Raw genomic sequence first — 14,023 nt, 5'->3', positions numbered from 1 at the left:
TGTGGGGCATTAATCATTGGCTTTTTCTTTTTGTCCAGTTCCTAACTTTTCCTTCACGGTTCTCCAGAACATCCGCTCTATTTTCTCATTTTCCAAAGGGTTTCCTACTACCAACACCTCGTTGTTTTCGTCCAAAAGGAAAGTGTGCAACATGGGATTGGAGGGCAGTTGGGGGTTGGCCCTTTTGTCTTGCTGGAAGACACTTTGCAAACCATCTTTGGCTCAATCGTGTTACTTCAAATGGAAAACGAACAATGCGGCATCACAAGAGTCCTTTTGAGGCTTCCACTTGTCATAGTCATTGGTAAGTATGTAGCCTATCAGACCATTGGAGGATTGCCATCGGGGTGCAAACGGTATGACCTCTGTCGTGTCTGCATACCCTTGGTGTTGTCTTCCATTTTTCATGTTGTAGAATGAGTAATAAGTTTTCCCTGAGTGGTAAAAGTTATTTATTATATGGTGGTCTACAATGAAAAAGCCGGTGTTGAAGGCTCTTTCGGATTCCGTGATGTCATAACTTGATTTCACATTGTCTTTGGCGGTATTTCTACCGAAATCTGTTCGGAATGCCGGTTTTGGTCCTCCGGAAGTCCAACGGTATATTTCATTGGAAAACGGAGGGAAGATGTAAACCTCCCCGTTTTTATCCCGGACAAAAGAGGTTTCATTGTAAATCATGTCCAAACTCATTTTGGATGGCAAATAGCTTTGTTGTACTTCCCCCAGATTGTTGGTATGCACAATGCGATGCAACTTCTCAGTCGCTAACAAGTTCAGGAAAAGGAAGCCGTCTTTGACTTTTATGAAATCCATGGCAGGGAATCCATAGCGGAATGACGACTTGTAATTGAGGACTGCATCATAGGCCAATATGCTTTTTGTGTCAAAGTCCATTAAGAACAAAAGGCTATCTCCCAAAGTCATGGCCCAGGCAGAAACGTATTCTCCGTTTCCATGTCCCACGTTCCGGATGCGTTTGACGAAATCGCCTGAAGGGAATTTGAAAGCCCATACGGTATTGGCTCTGTCCAACACATACACCATGGAGTCTGAAATGCATACGGTTTTGATGTCTCCCATGAAATTACCGCAGGTGTTTAAAGCAATGGTGTCGATACTTGATATGACGGCAGGACGCGGAATGACTTTATTCTCGTAATCCTTGATGTGGATGGTAAGTAAGTCCTTTTCGTTCGCGTCTTGCTGGTTCTTGCACCCCATCAAGTTTAATATGTACAGGGCGCAAAGTGTTATTGCTATGAAATAATGCTTTAAGTTCATTGTGGGTAACATTCTTGGGATTCAATGTCGTTTGTTTTTTTGTTTTATTCTATAAATAGTCAGTCGTACATATGTATACTTGTGCCAAATATATGTAGTAATAAGTAAACTACAAATATTTGGCACATGAAATAAATGGAAACATGTCGTAAAACATCATTTATGGACACAAGGTGTGCCCGAGGAAGTTTTCCACGATGGCTCGTCCATTCGGGGTGAGTACGGATTCCGGATGGAACTGTATGCCGTGGATGTCGTATTCGCGGTGGCGCAGCGCCATGATTTGTCCTTCTGGGCTGACCGCTGTCACTTCGAGACAGGAAGGCAGACCGTCGTCCGACACTACCCACGAATGGTAACGTCCCACGGGGAATTGCTTGGGGATGCCTTGAAAAATATAGTCTTTTTCCGTTTGGAAACAAGGAGTCTGTACGCCGTGGAACACATCGGACAGGTTGACGAGCTGTGCACCAAAAGCCTGGCCGATGGCTTGATGTCCGAGGCATACGCCAAGTATCGGCTTTCGTCCGGCATAAGTATGGATGACGTCTAATAGCAGTCCGGCTTCTTCCGGAATGCCGGGGCCCGGACTTAAAATGATTTTGTCGTATGCCTCAATATCTTTCAAGTCGAATGCGTCATTACGCAGCACCGTAGTATCCGTGCCGGTTTCACGTATCAGATGATATAAATTGTAGGTAAAAGAATCGTAATTATCAATGATGACTGCTTTCATAATTCTGAATGTATGCGGAAAGCTTCACAAGCGTTCTGCCATTTGGATGGCATGGCGCAAAGCTCCCAGTTTGTTATTGACTTCCTGTAACTCGTAATCTTCGTCGCTCTTGGCCACAATGCCTCCTCCGGCTTGAAACCATAACTCGTTGTTACGGCTTACAAACGTACGGATGGTGATGGCCTGGTTCAGGGAACCGTCCAATCCGATGAACCCGATGCAACCGCCGTATGCTCCTCGGTTGTGCGGCTCCAGTTCACTGATAAGTTGCATGGCACGGACCTTGGGTGCGCCGGAGAGCGTACCGGCCGGGAAGGTGTCGATGAACGTCTTGACAGGGTCGGCTTCGTCATCCAACGTACCGCTTACACGGCTCACCAAATGGATGACATGGCTGTAATATTGCATGTCTTTGTAGAAGTCCATTTTCACGTCGTGGCAGTTCCGGCTCAGGTCGTTCCGCGCCAGGTCTACCAACATGACGTGTTCGGCGTTTTCTTTCGGGTCGTTTTTCAGGTAGTTTGCATTTTGTGCATCCGTATCGGCGTTGCCGGTACGTTTTGTCGTGCCTGCAATCGGGTCGATATAAGCGTGGCGTCCTTCTATGCGGCAATGTGTTTCGGGTGAGGAACCGAAAATGCGGAATCCCCCGAAGTCGAAATAAAACAGGTAGGGGCTGGGATTGATGCTGCGCAGGGCGCGGTAGAGCTTGAAGTCGTCTCCTTCATACCGTTGTACGAAACGGCGGCTCAATACGATTTGGAACACGTCGCCCCGTAAGCAGTGGGCAATGCCTTGGCGGATGTTGGCTTTATGTTCATCGTCCGTGAGCGTGCTGAAGGTTTCACCAACAGGACGGAAATCGTAGGTGGCAAAGTTGTGGTTTCGGATGACGCGTTCCAGTTCGTCGAGAGTATCCGGTTCATGATTTTCCACCAATTCGATTAACGTCATGGTATTGTTGAAGTGGTCGAAAGCAATGACATATTTATATAAGATGTAAAGGATGTCCGGTGCGTCGTTCTTTTCCTGCATGCAATCTTTTATTTCTATGTGTTCGAAATACCGGACCGCATTGAAGGACGTGTAACCATAGAGGCCGCAAAACTCCTGTTTGTCGCCTGTCACGGTGAAGCGTGATAAAAAGTCGTTGAAGGCTTGTTCGGCCGGATAGTTTTCATTGATTTCGCGGGATTCCTGCGTACCGTCCGGATATTGGGCGGTCACGGTGCCATGGCTGATGTCGATGCTGGCTATCGGGTTCAGGGCGATGAACGAACGGCTGTTGTCATGGCTATGGTAATCGGAACTCTCCATCAGGGCACTTTGTGGATAAAGGTCGCGCACTTTCAAATAGGTGCTGACCGGTGTATAGAGGTCGCCGAGGATTTGTCGGCAAGCCGTGCTGTAATGAAATGTATTCATAGAGTTTCTTATGGATTTGTATGAGATGCCTTATTATTCTAAATTCTCGTCGTAGCGGTGGGCCAGATAGGTGTCTAAGTCTTTGTCACCCCGTCCGCTGACCGTCAGCACGACCACATCCTCTTTCCTGAATTTCATTCGTGGGAGCATGCCGAGTGCGTGTGCCGATTCCAAGGCCGGAATAATACCCTCCAGGCGGGTGAGTTCGTATGCGGCCCGTAAAGCTTCGTCGTCGTTGACAGCCATGACTGTGGCCCGGTGCTCTTGTGCCAAGTTGGCATGTAACGGGCCGATACCTGGATAATCCAAACCGGCAGAGATGGAATAGGGTTCGATGATTTGCCCGTCTTCGTCCTGTATGACCAACGTGCGGCTTCCATGGATGATGCCTAATGAACCGCAATGTATCGTGGCTGCGGTCTCTCCGCTGTCGATACCGTGGCCTCCGGCCTCGCCGAGGTATATTTTAACCCGTTCGTCGTCGATGTAGTGGTAGATGGTACCGGCGGCGTTCGACCCTCCACCGACACAAGCCATCAGGTAGTCCGGATAATTGCGTCCTTCTTTTTCCAAGAGCTGTTCCTTGATTTCACGGCTGATGACGCTTTGCAAGCGGGCCACCATGTCGGGATAGGGGTGTGGCCCTACGGTGGAACCGATGATGTAGAAGGTGTCTTGCGGATGACAGCACCAGTCGCGGATGGCCTCATTCGTGGCATCTTTCAATGTTTTGTTACCACTTTCTACCGGATAAACCTCGGCACCCAACATTTTCATGCGTTCTACGTTGACGTGTTGCCTTGCCACGTCCGTCGCTCCCATGTAGACTCGGCAAGGCATGTTCATCAGGGCGCAGACCGTAGCGGTGGCCACACCGTGTTGCCCGGCACCGGTCTCGGCAATGATACGCGTTTTGCCCATTTTCCGTGCTAAAAGGATTTGTCCGATGGCATTATTGATTTTGTGAGCGCCGGTGTGGTTGAGGTCTTCCCGTTTCAAGTAGAGTTTACAACCGTATTTTTCGCTCAGTCTCCGTGCATGGTAGAGAGGCGAGGGGCGGCCTACATAATCTTTCAGCAGCGCATGGTATTCTTTGCGGAATGCTTCGCTCTCAAGGATGGGAAGATATGCCTTACGCAAATCTTCTACGGTTTTATACAGAATCTCGGGGACGTATGCGCCGCCGAAATTACCGTAATAGCCTTCTTCATTTACATGATAAGTTTTCATCTTCATTTGTATTTTGGTTCGTTTGTTTGTTCTTGGGAAAAAGGGTATAAAAAAGAGACCTGCCGTAAGTACGACAGGCCTCCATGTTTCTTTTAGGGTAAATGTAGATAATACATATAAGGCTTGCTCCTCACGACTTTTCCGGTCTTGAGTTGCGCCACCACCAATATGTATTTTTATTTGAGAACATTATTGCTTTAGTCTTTTAAATTCTTGTTTTCGCTTGCAAATATATGTAGAATCCCTGAACTGGCAAATAAAATCACAGTTTTTTTCGTTTAGAGATAAAAAATAGTTGGAACGGGATACGTTGGAAGCATTGCTTTTTGTCGGGAGACATTCCAAGCAGACTGATAATTTTGCAGATGGGAATGGTTATTCTTCCACCGTGAAATCGTATGCTTTGACATCTCCGTATTGGTTGACGGGCTTTTGAGAAAGATCCACCAATATGTATTCCCCGGGGAAGAGCGGTGTGAGCGGTGTTACGGCAAAGCCTAATCCCGGAAGGTTCTCAATGTTGAAAAGCCCTAATTCCACACGGGTATAGTCGCAGTCTTTAAATTCAGAGGCCGGCAAATAGCGGAAGCCTCGTCTTTCTTTCAGTCGAATCAAGGCGTAGTCGTTCAAATCCTGCGTTTTGGGATAAATGGCAAATTTAGGTTGGCGACCGGTGGTTTGCCTTGCCTGCGCCCCCGAGAAGTATCTTTTTATTTTTCGCCCTACATTGATGCCTTGTATGTCCCAACCTTTTTTAAGTTCGGTCTGGCTGGTTATGACGTTCATCGGGAAAATAGAGTCTCCTACGAATATGAATACCGTTGGGTCGGGTTGTTTCATTTGTGCTTGTACTTGCAAGAACAATCCGAGGAACAGGAAGAATGTGGCTATTCTCATTTTACGATCATGTTTAATTTATATGCAAAGGTAGGGATATAATAAAAGAAACGGTGAGAAAGTTATTTATTTTCTTTGAATATATCCGAAAAAGTATTAATTTTGTTTTTGACTCAGCCTGTCCATGAGGGACTGGCGGGCATTTTATGGGAAAAGGGCGTTTACGGACGTAATCTTTAGGTCTCAAATCTCGCAAATTTGAATCCATCCTGAAAGATTAGGCAACGGGAAACGTCCACGTTGGTTGTATTGTATTCACTCGGGGAAAATTCTCCCGGTTTATATGATATGTCATGGCGTGGGCTGGCTGCGTTGCCTATCCTGAGGGATGGGGGCAATGCGAGAGCCTGAGACCATGGGATAGGCGAAAGTACCTCCCTACGCCTTTTTCATGTTCAACCTTCTAAAAGAGAAAGAATATATCCGTTTGGGGAGAACGGAAATCTAAGTGGTATGAAAACAAAAAGACAAAGAATTGGGCTTGGGGCGTACTTGACGGCCTGTATGGTTGTGCTACTTTGTGCGGCGTGCGGAGGAGGCGATAAAAAGGCGATGGACTGCATTCCGGTGAAGTCGGGTGAGAAGTGGGGATACGTGGACAGCGAAGGGAAGTGGCTCATCAACCCGCAGTTTGAGAGTGCGGATGCGTTCCACGAAGGTTGGGCAGTCGTTCAACGTGAAAACGGGGAATATGGTTTTACGGATACTGACGGTAAAATCATGAATGATGCGTGGTACAAAGGGGCTACCCGTTTTTCTGGCGGGAAAGCGTGGGTCGTAGCCGAGAACACGGCTCCTATATTGATAGACACGAAAGGAAACAAGCTTTCCGAAGCAAGAGAAGCGGTGCGCGTGTATTCCTATACGGAAGGTTTGGCCATGGCTTCGGTGAAAGACGAGAAGACGGGGCGCACGCTTTACGGTTATCTCGACGGCAAAGGAAAATGGGCCATAAAGCCGCAGTTTGAGAGTGTGGGCGCGTTCTCGGAGGGCAGGGCGGCCGTGGCGCGGACGAACGAAGAGAAAAATAGGATGGAACACGGATACATCGACAAAAGCGGTGCGTTGGTGATTCCTTACCAGTTTGCATACGCAAGGCACTTCGAGAAGAATGGCAAGGCCGTGGTCTCCATCAACGGGGACAACGGATGGGTGGACGGAGTGATAGACCGGGACGGACATTATCTCATCACACCGCAATTCGGCAGTCTGATGCAGGACGGGGATGAACTGACGTGTAGCTTTTCCGGGACGGAACTCTACGGGCGTTGCAATCAGGATGGTAAAATCATAGTGAATCCCCAGTTTAAAAACCTCACCCTTTTCTTTGACGGGAATTTGGCTCCGGCATCATTGGACGGAAAGAAAGTCGGTTACGTGGACAGGATCGGGCACTTTGTCATCAATCCGCAGTTCGACTATGCCAGTCCCTTTGCCGGTGGGATAGCCATTGTGCGGGTGGGCGACAAATTCGGGTTTATAGACACGGACGGCAAGTACAAGGCGAACCCGCAATTCGACGGAGTAGACCCTTCCGTGATAGAGGTTTATTACGGCATTCCGGGGGTAGACCATGTGGAGAGCGATTTCTTCGACGCGTCCTACATCGCGGGCAAACTCAAAGATGCGGTGAAGGACGGCGGCATGAACGGTTACACGCTTGGCATGACGGTGGGCGACATTATGACGAAGGCCGGGTTGGACGAAGATAGGGTCAGCCGTAGCGAATCCGGCACGACTCGGCTGTTTTATGATCCTTCGTGGCTTACTACGGCAAGTTTACGACTGGAGATGAAGGGCGATTTCTTCGATTCCGTCTCTGACGGATGGTGGGGATATGTGAAGGTGATAGACAAGAAACGCCGTCCCACGAGCTTTGTGTGTACGGTAGCCATCAGCGACTATGGGAAGAAAAACAAGCAGCCCTTGCTGTTCGAGGCCGTCAAAAAAGCTTTCGGTACGGAAGGGAAAAACAAGGTAACCCGGGATGGCTGCACCTATGAATTGAGTTCGGACAATGAAGGTATTCACATTATAATCAGGAAATGACCATGAAAACTTTGAGAATAAGGACAAGGCTGTGCCTGACGTTTTTGATGTGCATACTGTTTGTGGGAAAGGGCGTGGCGCAGGAAGAAGGAGAGAACCTCCCCATGTCGTTCGTCTATCCGGAAGCTTATTCCGAATTGATAGGATATGACACGAAAAACTTCGACTTGAATATGGGACTCGCAGATTGCCTTTTGAAGAACTATGAGGACGCTGTACCCAAACTCCAGCGGGCTGCCAAGCAAGGCGAAGGCTTAGCCATGGCCGTGCTTGGCGACTTGTACGCCCACGGGCGCGGCGTGAAAGCCGACCGCCGGATAGCCATGAACATGTTCGCCAAGGGCATACAGGCCAAGTGTCCGTTGGCACACTGCTATCGCGGCGAAATGTACCAAAGGGAAGGAAAGGGAGAAGAAGCGATGGCCGAATACCAGAAAGCCTTCCAAATGGATTCCGATTGCATGTATGCTCTATGGCTGACAACGGTTTATCATTGGAAATCGGGACAATATGAAATGTCGGTGTACGGGATGGACTTGATTTACAATAACGGTGTGGATGCTATGGCAGGTACATTGGGCATGATATACGCCGAAGGTAAAGTGGTGCCGGTGGATTACGGCAAGGCTTTCGATTACCTTACGAAGGATGAGGCCAAGTATACCGAATCCGAACTTTTGACGCTTGCCGAACTGTATTATTACGGGCGGGGTACGGGGGAAGACGATGTGAAGAAGATGCAGAGGAGCAGCAAATACAACACCTATTATTATAAGAATGGGGAAAGCGGACGTGCAAGCATCACCGATGCCCTCATTATCTTGGATCGCCTTGTGGTCAAGGGGTACGAGCCTGCCAAAGATTTGTATCACACGGTCAAAGCCGAATATGACGAGCGGGAGCGGTTGTCGAATGTGGTGGAACCACCGATGTTGACCGACGAGGGCAAGCGTTATCTTCAACGGAATCCGCGCCCCCGCCGACCGGCCATTGCCACGGCGGGCTATGGTGAAATAATCGTGACAGCGAGGATTTCGTCTTCGGGACAGGTGACGAATGTAGGTTTGAAGAAGCGTGTCCTCCAACATCTGGATGAGGCCGCCCTTGCGTTTGTGCGTAGAATGCCGCCCATGAAGCCCGGTACGAAAGGCGGTTTTGCCACGGACATGAACGTGAACATCGGTATCACTTTCTTCCCCTCTTATTCGGTGAGCATGAAAGGCTATTCATTGGTACGGTAGATTTATAAGTGGGGACTTTAATGTGTGTTGGCGTAACCAAGCGAAAATATTCGGTTAGTTTCTTCGGTTCTAACCGAATATTTTCCCTTGGAAGCGCATTTTTTTCCCGGAAAGCAGTCTGCCGTATGATAAATCTCTGTAACTTTAACCTTTGGGAGCGTGGCCGTGATGGTTTGAATCCTTGTCGACGCGATGGGGTTGGCACGTTTGCCACAATGTTTCCTTTATTCGGATAAACAAATTTATGTGGAGCTGATGTGAGATATGAAGACGAAAATATTTTTGGGGATGCTTCTTGTTGGTGTCGTCCCGCTTCGGGCGCAAGATTATTATGTGGTTACGAAAGAGAATATCGATGTGTACCAATATCCGGCTGCGGGTGAGGTGGTCGGGAAGGTTGGTACTATGAATAGTTTCACGGCATGGGAGACAGGTGACGGATGGATGGAGTTTAAGACCCCGATTGTCTCGGGGTGCGTGCCTGCAAAGTATCTACGGAAAACGGCTCATGGGGAATTTTCACGTGCCATGTTGGGCGATTATATCGGCAAGGCACCGGCTCCCGTGTCTTATTCCACGGCCACGTTGTCCGAAAAGGAGGGATATGTGGTATTGCAACTTACTGATTTTGTCGAGCCGGACAGCCAAGGCGGTCAAGGCAGTCAGGCGAGTTATGTGTATGTCGGCGTGCCCCGTAACAATGGTATCACGTTCACGCACAGCCTTTATCCATACGTCAGCAATGAATCACTTGCTTTACAGGTGGAAGGAAGCCGTCCGTTGAGGGAGCCGTACGAGTTTGTGGTGGCCGAAGGAGGCGTGCTGCGTGCTTACGACCGCCTGCTTGAGGTGCAGCAAAGTCTGCACCGTGAGGATGTGCCTGTGGCCGAGCGGAATCTTTTCCAACTCCGGGGGAATGTCAAGGAAGTGGGATATGTGCGTGCATATAGGGAGGATTTCCTGAAAACCATGGACAAAGACACAAATGGTTCCCATCCGTTGCGCAATATGTTCAAGTCATTGTATTTCTCGCCGGACGGCAATCTGGCTGTTTATGAGAATTACGACGGGAACATGAAACTCATAGAGAAATACATATTTGCCTCGGACGGTAGCGATGTCTTGGCGGAAGGTGAACGGAATGGACAGCCTTTCCGTGCTGCCTACACACGTAAGGAGGGGAAATTCGGCATCACTTATCGGGGAAGCTATGAGGACGGAGAAAGCGGACACGGCCTTATAGAGTGTGATTATGCCTTGAACATGAACGGCGTTCCCTTCAATATTACCCATAGCCGGAACGCACCTCTTTTCGTGGATTTCGGGGATGGCGAAAGGTATGACATAACCTATCGTTACAGGCAAGACGGATCGCTTCCTTCGGCCATGAGTTTCAGGTTCGGTTACGGTGGTAAAAGTTGGGAATACAAGGACGCGGAAATCAAGGAAGTGAAAACCGACAGTTGCGGCAACTGGACGGAACGCGTGGTGTTTGTCAACGGTGTGCTCTTTTTCAAAGAAAAGCAAACCATTACGTATTACTGACCATCCGTTCCGTTTTCTCCTTTTTCCAGAAACTTAATAAAGTGTGATGTCTCCCCCGTCCGAACCGGCATATTTCTTTAACAACTCCTGCATGTACTCTGCGCAGGCCAGCACTTGTTCGCGGTTGCCGTCGTATCCGTTGACCAATGCCAACAGGTGGGTGGTGGACAGGGTGAGTTTCGTGCGTTCATGGTCGCTCGTGGGGGTGCCGATTCCGCCTTGGTTGTCGCGGTAAACCGGCAGTCCGGTGATGTTCAACGGGCCTCTCCCGATGCCTTCGTAAGCTTCCCCTTCGCGCCCGATGCCCAAAACAAGCGTGTCGCCGACTATTTTCCCGGCATCGAATCCGCCGATGGAGTAACCGTAGGCAATGGAAGCCAGATTGATTAAATCCACAGCCGTGTCTATTTGGTATAAGTCCAATCCCCGCAGCATGCGGCGCACCAAGGCTTCCGACGAAGGGCGGTAACGGCTCGGGTCTTTTCCACAGCGTTTATAAACGGAGCGGGTGGCTTGTATAGGAGGCATTTCCTTAATGGACTCCGTGGTGTATTTTCTGCAATAATCGGTTTGGAACGCCTTGATTTCCTCCCATAGCGGAGCGGAGTAGGGCGTATTGGTGATATGTGCTTCCAAGGCTGCACCTACAAACTCCGGACATACCGTCCGGATATCTTCCGAAACTAAAATATTCGTCATCTGTTTGTCTTTTTGATATACAGGATTTTATTCGGGCAAGATTGCCGCCGGAGCTTTTTTGCCGAGGATGGAAGAATAACCGAATGCCGGTTTGCGGGGTAGGCGGAGGGAAGCCGGACTCTCCGGAGTTTCCGGTTCTTCGGGTTCGCTGACGTTTTCCGCATCCGACGGTACGCCGCCGGCCATCCATTGCAGTGCATTTTTCAGGAGAAGTTCGTTCGGATCACCCAGTTCATACCATGGATAATAGTTGAGTTCGGATATGATATACTCAGGGGTGAAGCCGTTGGCGTAGTCCGACTGCCCTTCTTTGTTGAGCACGGTGGAGGTTACCGGATACATGACGAAGCCGTATGGACTGTCGATACGTGTCATCGCCACATTTTTACCCAAGGTTTTTGTGCCCAAAAGGTTGACTGTCATGTAAGGGCGCAGGCAGTTCACCATCATTTCCGATGCCGAAGCGGTGTACAATCCCGAAATGATGAAAAGCCGGTTCAGGTTCAGATTATAATTCGCGTATTCCGTGAGAAAGTTCAGGCTGTAGTTCGAGTCTTGCCGTTTGTCGTTGAATTCAAAACGGGCGAATTCCTGTCCCAGACTGCCGGCAGGAGCCAGCAAAGAGGCCAAAAGCTGTGCGCAAGTCACCTGTCCGCCTTGGTTGTACCGCAGGTCCAGGATAAAATCGGTCACTCCTTGTTGTTTGAACCATTGGAATATTTGCAGCATTTGTTCCAGATAGGATGCGTCGCCGTCGTTTATGCCTGCCTTGAATTCATTATATACCAGATAACCGGTTTTCCTTCCGTCCTGCTCGATGACCTTGTAAAGGAAGAGGGGATTGTTTTCCATGTGGACGGCAGCCGGAAGTGTAAGTTCTGTCGCTTCATCGTCCCAAACCAATTCACCGGTCTCCTCGTCGGCCGAAAGGGTGGAAACCGTGAGTACCGTTCCACTCCCGTTTTCCAGAAGGCCGGTATTTTTACTGCTGACATTGTTTCCGTTGACTTTTGTGATAAAGTCGCCCCGTTGCAGTCCGATTGCGGCAGCCGGAGATTGGGGCAACACTTGCAACACGCGTGCCACTTGTCTGGAACTTCCCGTCGGGTCGTCGGTCAATACGAAATCGAAACCGTAAGTTACGGTTTGAATGGCGTTGCGGAGCTTTATACCCGTGGCTGCATCCGTCTCCGTGGGTACTTCTATATAAGAATATTTGTCCTGCGAAGCCAGAAGCTTCGGGAAAAACTCTTCGGCGGGAGAGAAGTAATCTTCCGTTTCCAGTTGGGGGATTTCCCGGTAGTAAAGGTATATTTCCCGCATTTGCGCTTCAATCCAATTATCCACTTCCGTCTTGGCCAGAAACTCATACGTACGGTCTTCGCCGCACGAAAGAAATGCGAAAGCCATGACAGCCCATACAGGGATAAAATAAAAACTTCTTTTCATATTATGGGTCGATTTGGTTGCAAAAATAGGAGATTCCCGGCATATAACCATTAGGAAAGCCGTTTTATTTCTGTTTTGCCTCCGTTTGCAGTGGTCAGAAACGCCAGTACAACTGGATTTCTCCGGTGTTGTAATGTTGGTCTCCGACGTATGTTTTGTCTTCCACGAAACCGTAAAGGGCCTGTATCTTCAGGTTTTTATAGAAATAGTAGTTTACGGCCACGTTGTAGATGCTTTTCCGGCTTGCATTGTCCTTCCGGTCGCGATAGACATCCCATTTGCCGTATATTTTGCATCTTGAGGTGACGGGGGCTCCCACTGTGGCATACCAGCCGTCTGCCTTGTCCTTTCCGCTGACGCTCGTCGTCCCGTCGTCAGCCACATGGTAGTCCGAAATCTTGTGTCCCTGGCTGGTTACGTATTCCCCGCGCACGGTCCAGCGCGATTCGTATTTCACGCCGAAAGCCATACGGTTGCGGTCTACGGTGATTTTCCTACCGTTGACATCCTTGCTGTATTCCCCGGCCCATCCGAAAGCACCGATGCACAAGTCCTTTATGGGCGAGAGCCAAAGTCCGCCGATGAGGTCTTTGTTGTCATTACGGTCAGCGTGGTTCACCCCTTGACCATTGTACACTCCTAATTGGTAATGCAGCCAGTTGTGACCGTCGTCGGGAGATTTGAACAAATCGCCTTGCACTTGAAGTCCCAAGTCGCGTCCGTTGCAGGAATGTTCCCCTACGCGGTCGTTCATGCCTGCCAGCATCGTCGTAGCCTGGGAGTATGCCCCGAAACCTATATCCCAAGGATTCATGGGATTCTCGAAGGTGAAGCCACGTTTGAACTGGCCGAACTTTACTTTGACGAAAGAGTATTTTTCCCATTCCGCCCAAGCGTCCAATACGCGAGGCCCTTTCTCCGCACTGCTTCCGGATACGCCGTTCATTTCCATTTGAAGCCCGTATTTGAAATCCCAGACTTTGCCGTTGACGTATGCCCGGATGAGGCGGATGTCGAAGGTGGAATGCGATTCGTTTTTATTATCCAAATCCTGGTCGTTGAATGCAGCCTTACCGATGACGTAGCCGCCGAATGTCGTGTTTTGCTTGATATCTTGCCACCATTTGCCTTTATTTCCTTCAGCATGGTTTGCCCATGCCATCCAGGCACCGGCTATAAAAAGAAATACCTTTTTCATCGTACGTTTTATTTTCCGGCTGCAAAGTTAACTCAAAAATACTTATAATATTCCGGGACAACAGCTTTTTTCGCCCCCTTCCTGAAACCTGCCGGATTTTGTGCGCCAAACGAAAAATCAATCTCAGCCAAACGATTTTTCATTCGGCTGAGATTGATTTTCGTTTGTGCGGAGATTTTTTCTAGAGATTCAAGTCTCTCTCTTTCAGTGTTATAAAGAATTGCAAAGTGATTTCTGTCGGATTGTAACATAATCTTAACATGAATGACA

At 49.0% G+C, this 14,023-nt stretch carries 13 protein-coding genes; 3 read left to right on the top strand and 10 right to left on the bottom strand.

Going from position 1 to position 14,023, the window contains the following annotated elements; genetic code table 11:
• Window positions 1-9: 9 nt before the first annotated feature.
• The 6 genes from HMPREF9441_RS12090 to HMPREF9441_RS12065 all read right to left on the bottom strand — a co-directional run bounded on the left by HMPREF9441_RS12090 (window position 10) and on the right by HMPREF9441_RS12065 (window position 5,572).
• The gene (locus HMPREF9441_RS12090) at window positions 10-210 is read right to left on the bottom strand and encodes a hypothetical protein (protein WP_008621562.1); all 201 of its coding nucleotides are present in this window, start codon (window positions 208-210) and stop codon (window positions 10-12) included.
• 21 nt (window positions 211-231) lie between these two features.
• Window positions 232-1,224, bottom strand: a complete 993-nt coding sequence (locus HMPREF9441_RS12085; protein ID WP_244949757.1) for a 6-bladed beta-propeller — start codon at window positions 1,222-1,224, stop codon at window positions 232-234.
• A 220-nt stretch (window positions 1,225-1,444) separates the two neighbouring features.
• Window positions 1,445-2,020: an anthranilate synthase component II gene (locus HMPREF9441_RS12080; RefSeq protein ID WP_008621560.1), complete on the bottom strand. Its 576-nt coding sequence runs from the start codon at window positions 2,018-2,020 to the stop codon at window positions 1,445-1,447.
• A gap of 24 nt (window positions 2,021-2,044) precedes the next feature.
• Window positions 2,045-3,445, bottom strand: a complete 1,401-nt coding sequence (locus tag HMPREF9441_RS12075) for an anthranilate synthase component I family protein (protein ID WP_039865296.1) — start codon at window positions 3,443-3,445, stop codon at window positions 2,045-2,047.
• A 33-nt stretch (window positions 3,446-3,478) separates the two neighbouring features.
• Complete coding sequence (trpB, locus tag HMPREF9441_RS12070) at window positions 3,479-4,675, bottom strand: tryptophan synthase subunit beta (protein ID WP_172634950.1); 1,197 nt, start codon at window positions 4,673-4,675, stop codon at window positions 3,479-3,481.
• A 375-nt stretch (window positions 4,676-5,050) separates the two neighbouring features.
• Window positions 5,051-5,572 (bottom strand): hypothetical protein, encoded by a 522-nt coding sequence (locus HMPREF9441_RS12065; protein WP_008621555.1) that lies wholly within the window; start codon window positions 5,570-5,572, stop codon window positions 5,051-5,053.
• 453 nt (window positions 5,573-6,025) lie between these two features.
• Here HMPREF9441_RS12065 and HMPREF9441_RS12060 point away from each other — a divergent pair, with 453 nt between their 5' ends.
• The 3 genes from HMPREF9441_RS12060 (at window position 6,026) to HMPREF9441_RS12050 (ending at window position 10,407) form a co-directional block, all read left to right on the top strand.
• Window positions 6,026-7,621: a WG repeat-containing protein gene (locus HMPREF9441_RS12060; RefSeq protein ID WP_008621554.1), complete on the top strand. Its 1,596-nt coding sequence runs from the start codon at window positions 6,026-6,028 to the stop codon at window positions 7,619-7,621.
• 2 nt (window positions 7,622-7,623) lie between these two features.
• Complete coding sequence (locus HMPREF9441_RS12055; protein ID WP_244949756.1) at window positions 7,624-8,862, top strand: energy transducer TonB; 1,239 nt, start codon at window positions 7,624-7,626, stop codon at window positions 8,860-8,862.
• Window positions 8,863-9,126: 264 nt separating this feature from the next.
• Window positions 9,127-10,407: a hypothetical protein gene (locus HMPREF9441_RS12050; protein WP_008621550.1), complete on the top strand. Its 1,281-nt coding sequence runs from the start codon at window positions 9,127-9,129 to the stop codon at window positions 10,405-10,407.
• 33 nt (window positions 10,408-10,440) lie between these two features.
• On the opposite strand, the gene HMPREF9441_RS12045 is transcribed toward HMPREF9441_RS12050, so the two are convergent.
• From HMPREF9441_RS12045 to HMPREF9441_RS12030, 4 genes are all read right to left on the bottom strand, one after another.
• Window positions 10,441-11,106, bottom strand: a complete 666-nt coding sequence (locus HMPREF9441_RS12045) for a B3/B4 domain-containing protein (RefSeq protein ID WP_008621549.1) — start codon at window positions 11,104-11,106, stop codon at window positions 10,441-10,443.
• A 27-nt stretch (window positions 11,107-11,133) separates the two neighbouring features.
• Window positions 11,134-12,555 carry a S41 family peptidase gene (locus tag HMPREF9441_RS12040; RefSeq protein WP_008621542.1) on the bottom strand — a complete coding sequence of 474 codons (1,422 nt, stop codon included), beginning with the start codon at window positions 12,553-12,555 and terminating at the stop codon, window positions 11,134-11,136.
• Window positions 12,556-12,649: 94 nt separating this feature from the next.
• A complete protein-coding gene (locus tag HMPREF9441_RS12035) occupies window positions 12,650-13,753 on the bottom strand; it encodes a porin (RefSeq protein ID WP_008621535.1) in 1,104 nt (367 codons plus the stop codon).
• Window positions 13,754-13,785: 32 nt separating this feature from the next.
• On the bottom strand, window positions 13,786-14,004 hold the full coding sequence (locus HMPREF9441_RS12030; protein WP_008621534.1) for a hypothetical protein: 219 nt from the start codon (window positions 14,002-14,004) through the stop codon (window positions 13,786-13,788).
• Between the last annotated feature and the right edge of the window lie 19 nt (window positions 14,005-14,023).

The sequence above is a fragment of the Paraprevotella clara YIT 11840 genome (genome assembly GCF_000233955.1).
GTDB classification, from domain to species: Bacteria; Bacteroidota; Bacteroidia; order Bacteroidales; family Bacteroidaceae; genus Paraprevotella; species Paraprevotella clara.
The sequence above is the reverse complement of the archived record's forward strand: the minus strand, read 5'-3'. Positions and strand labels throughout refer to the sequence as shown.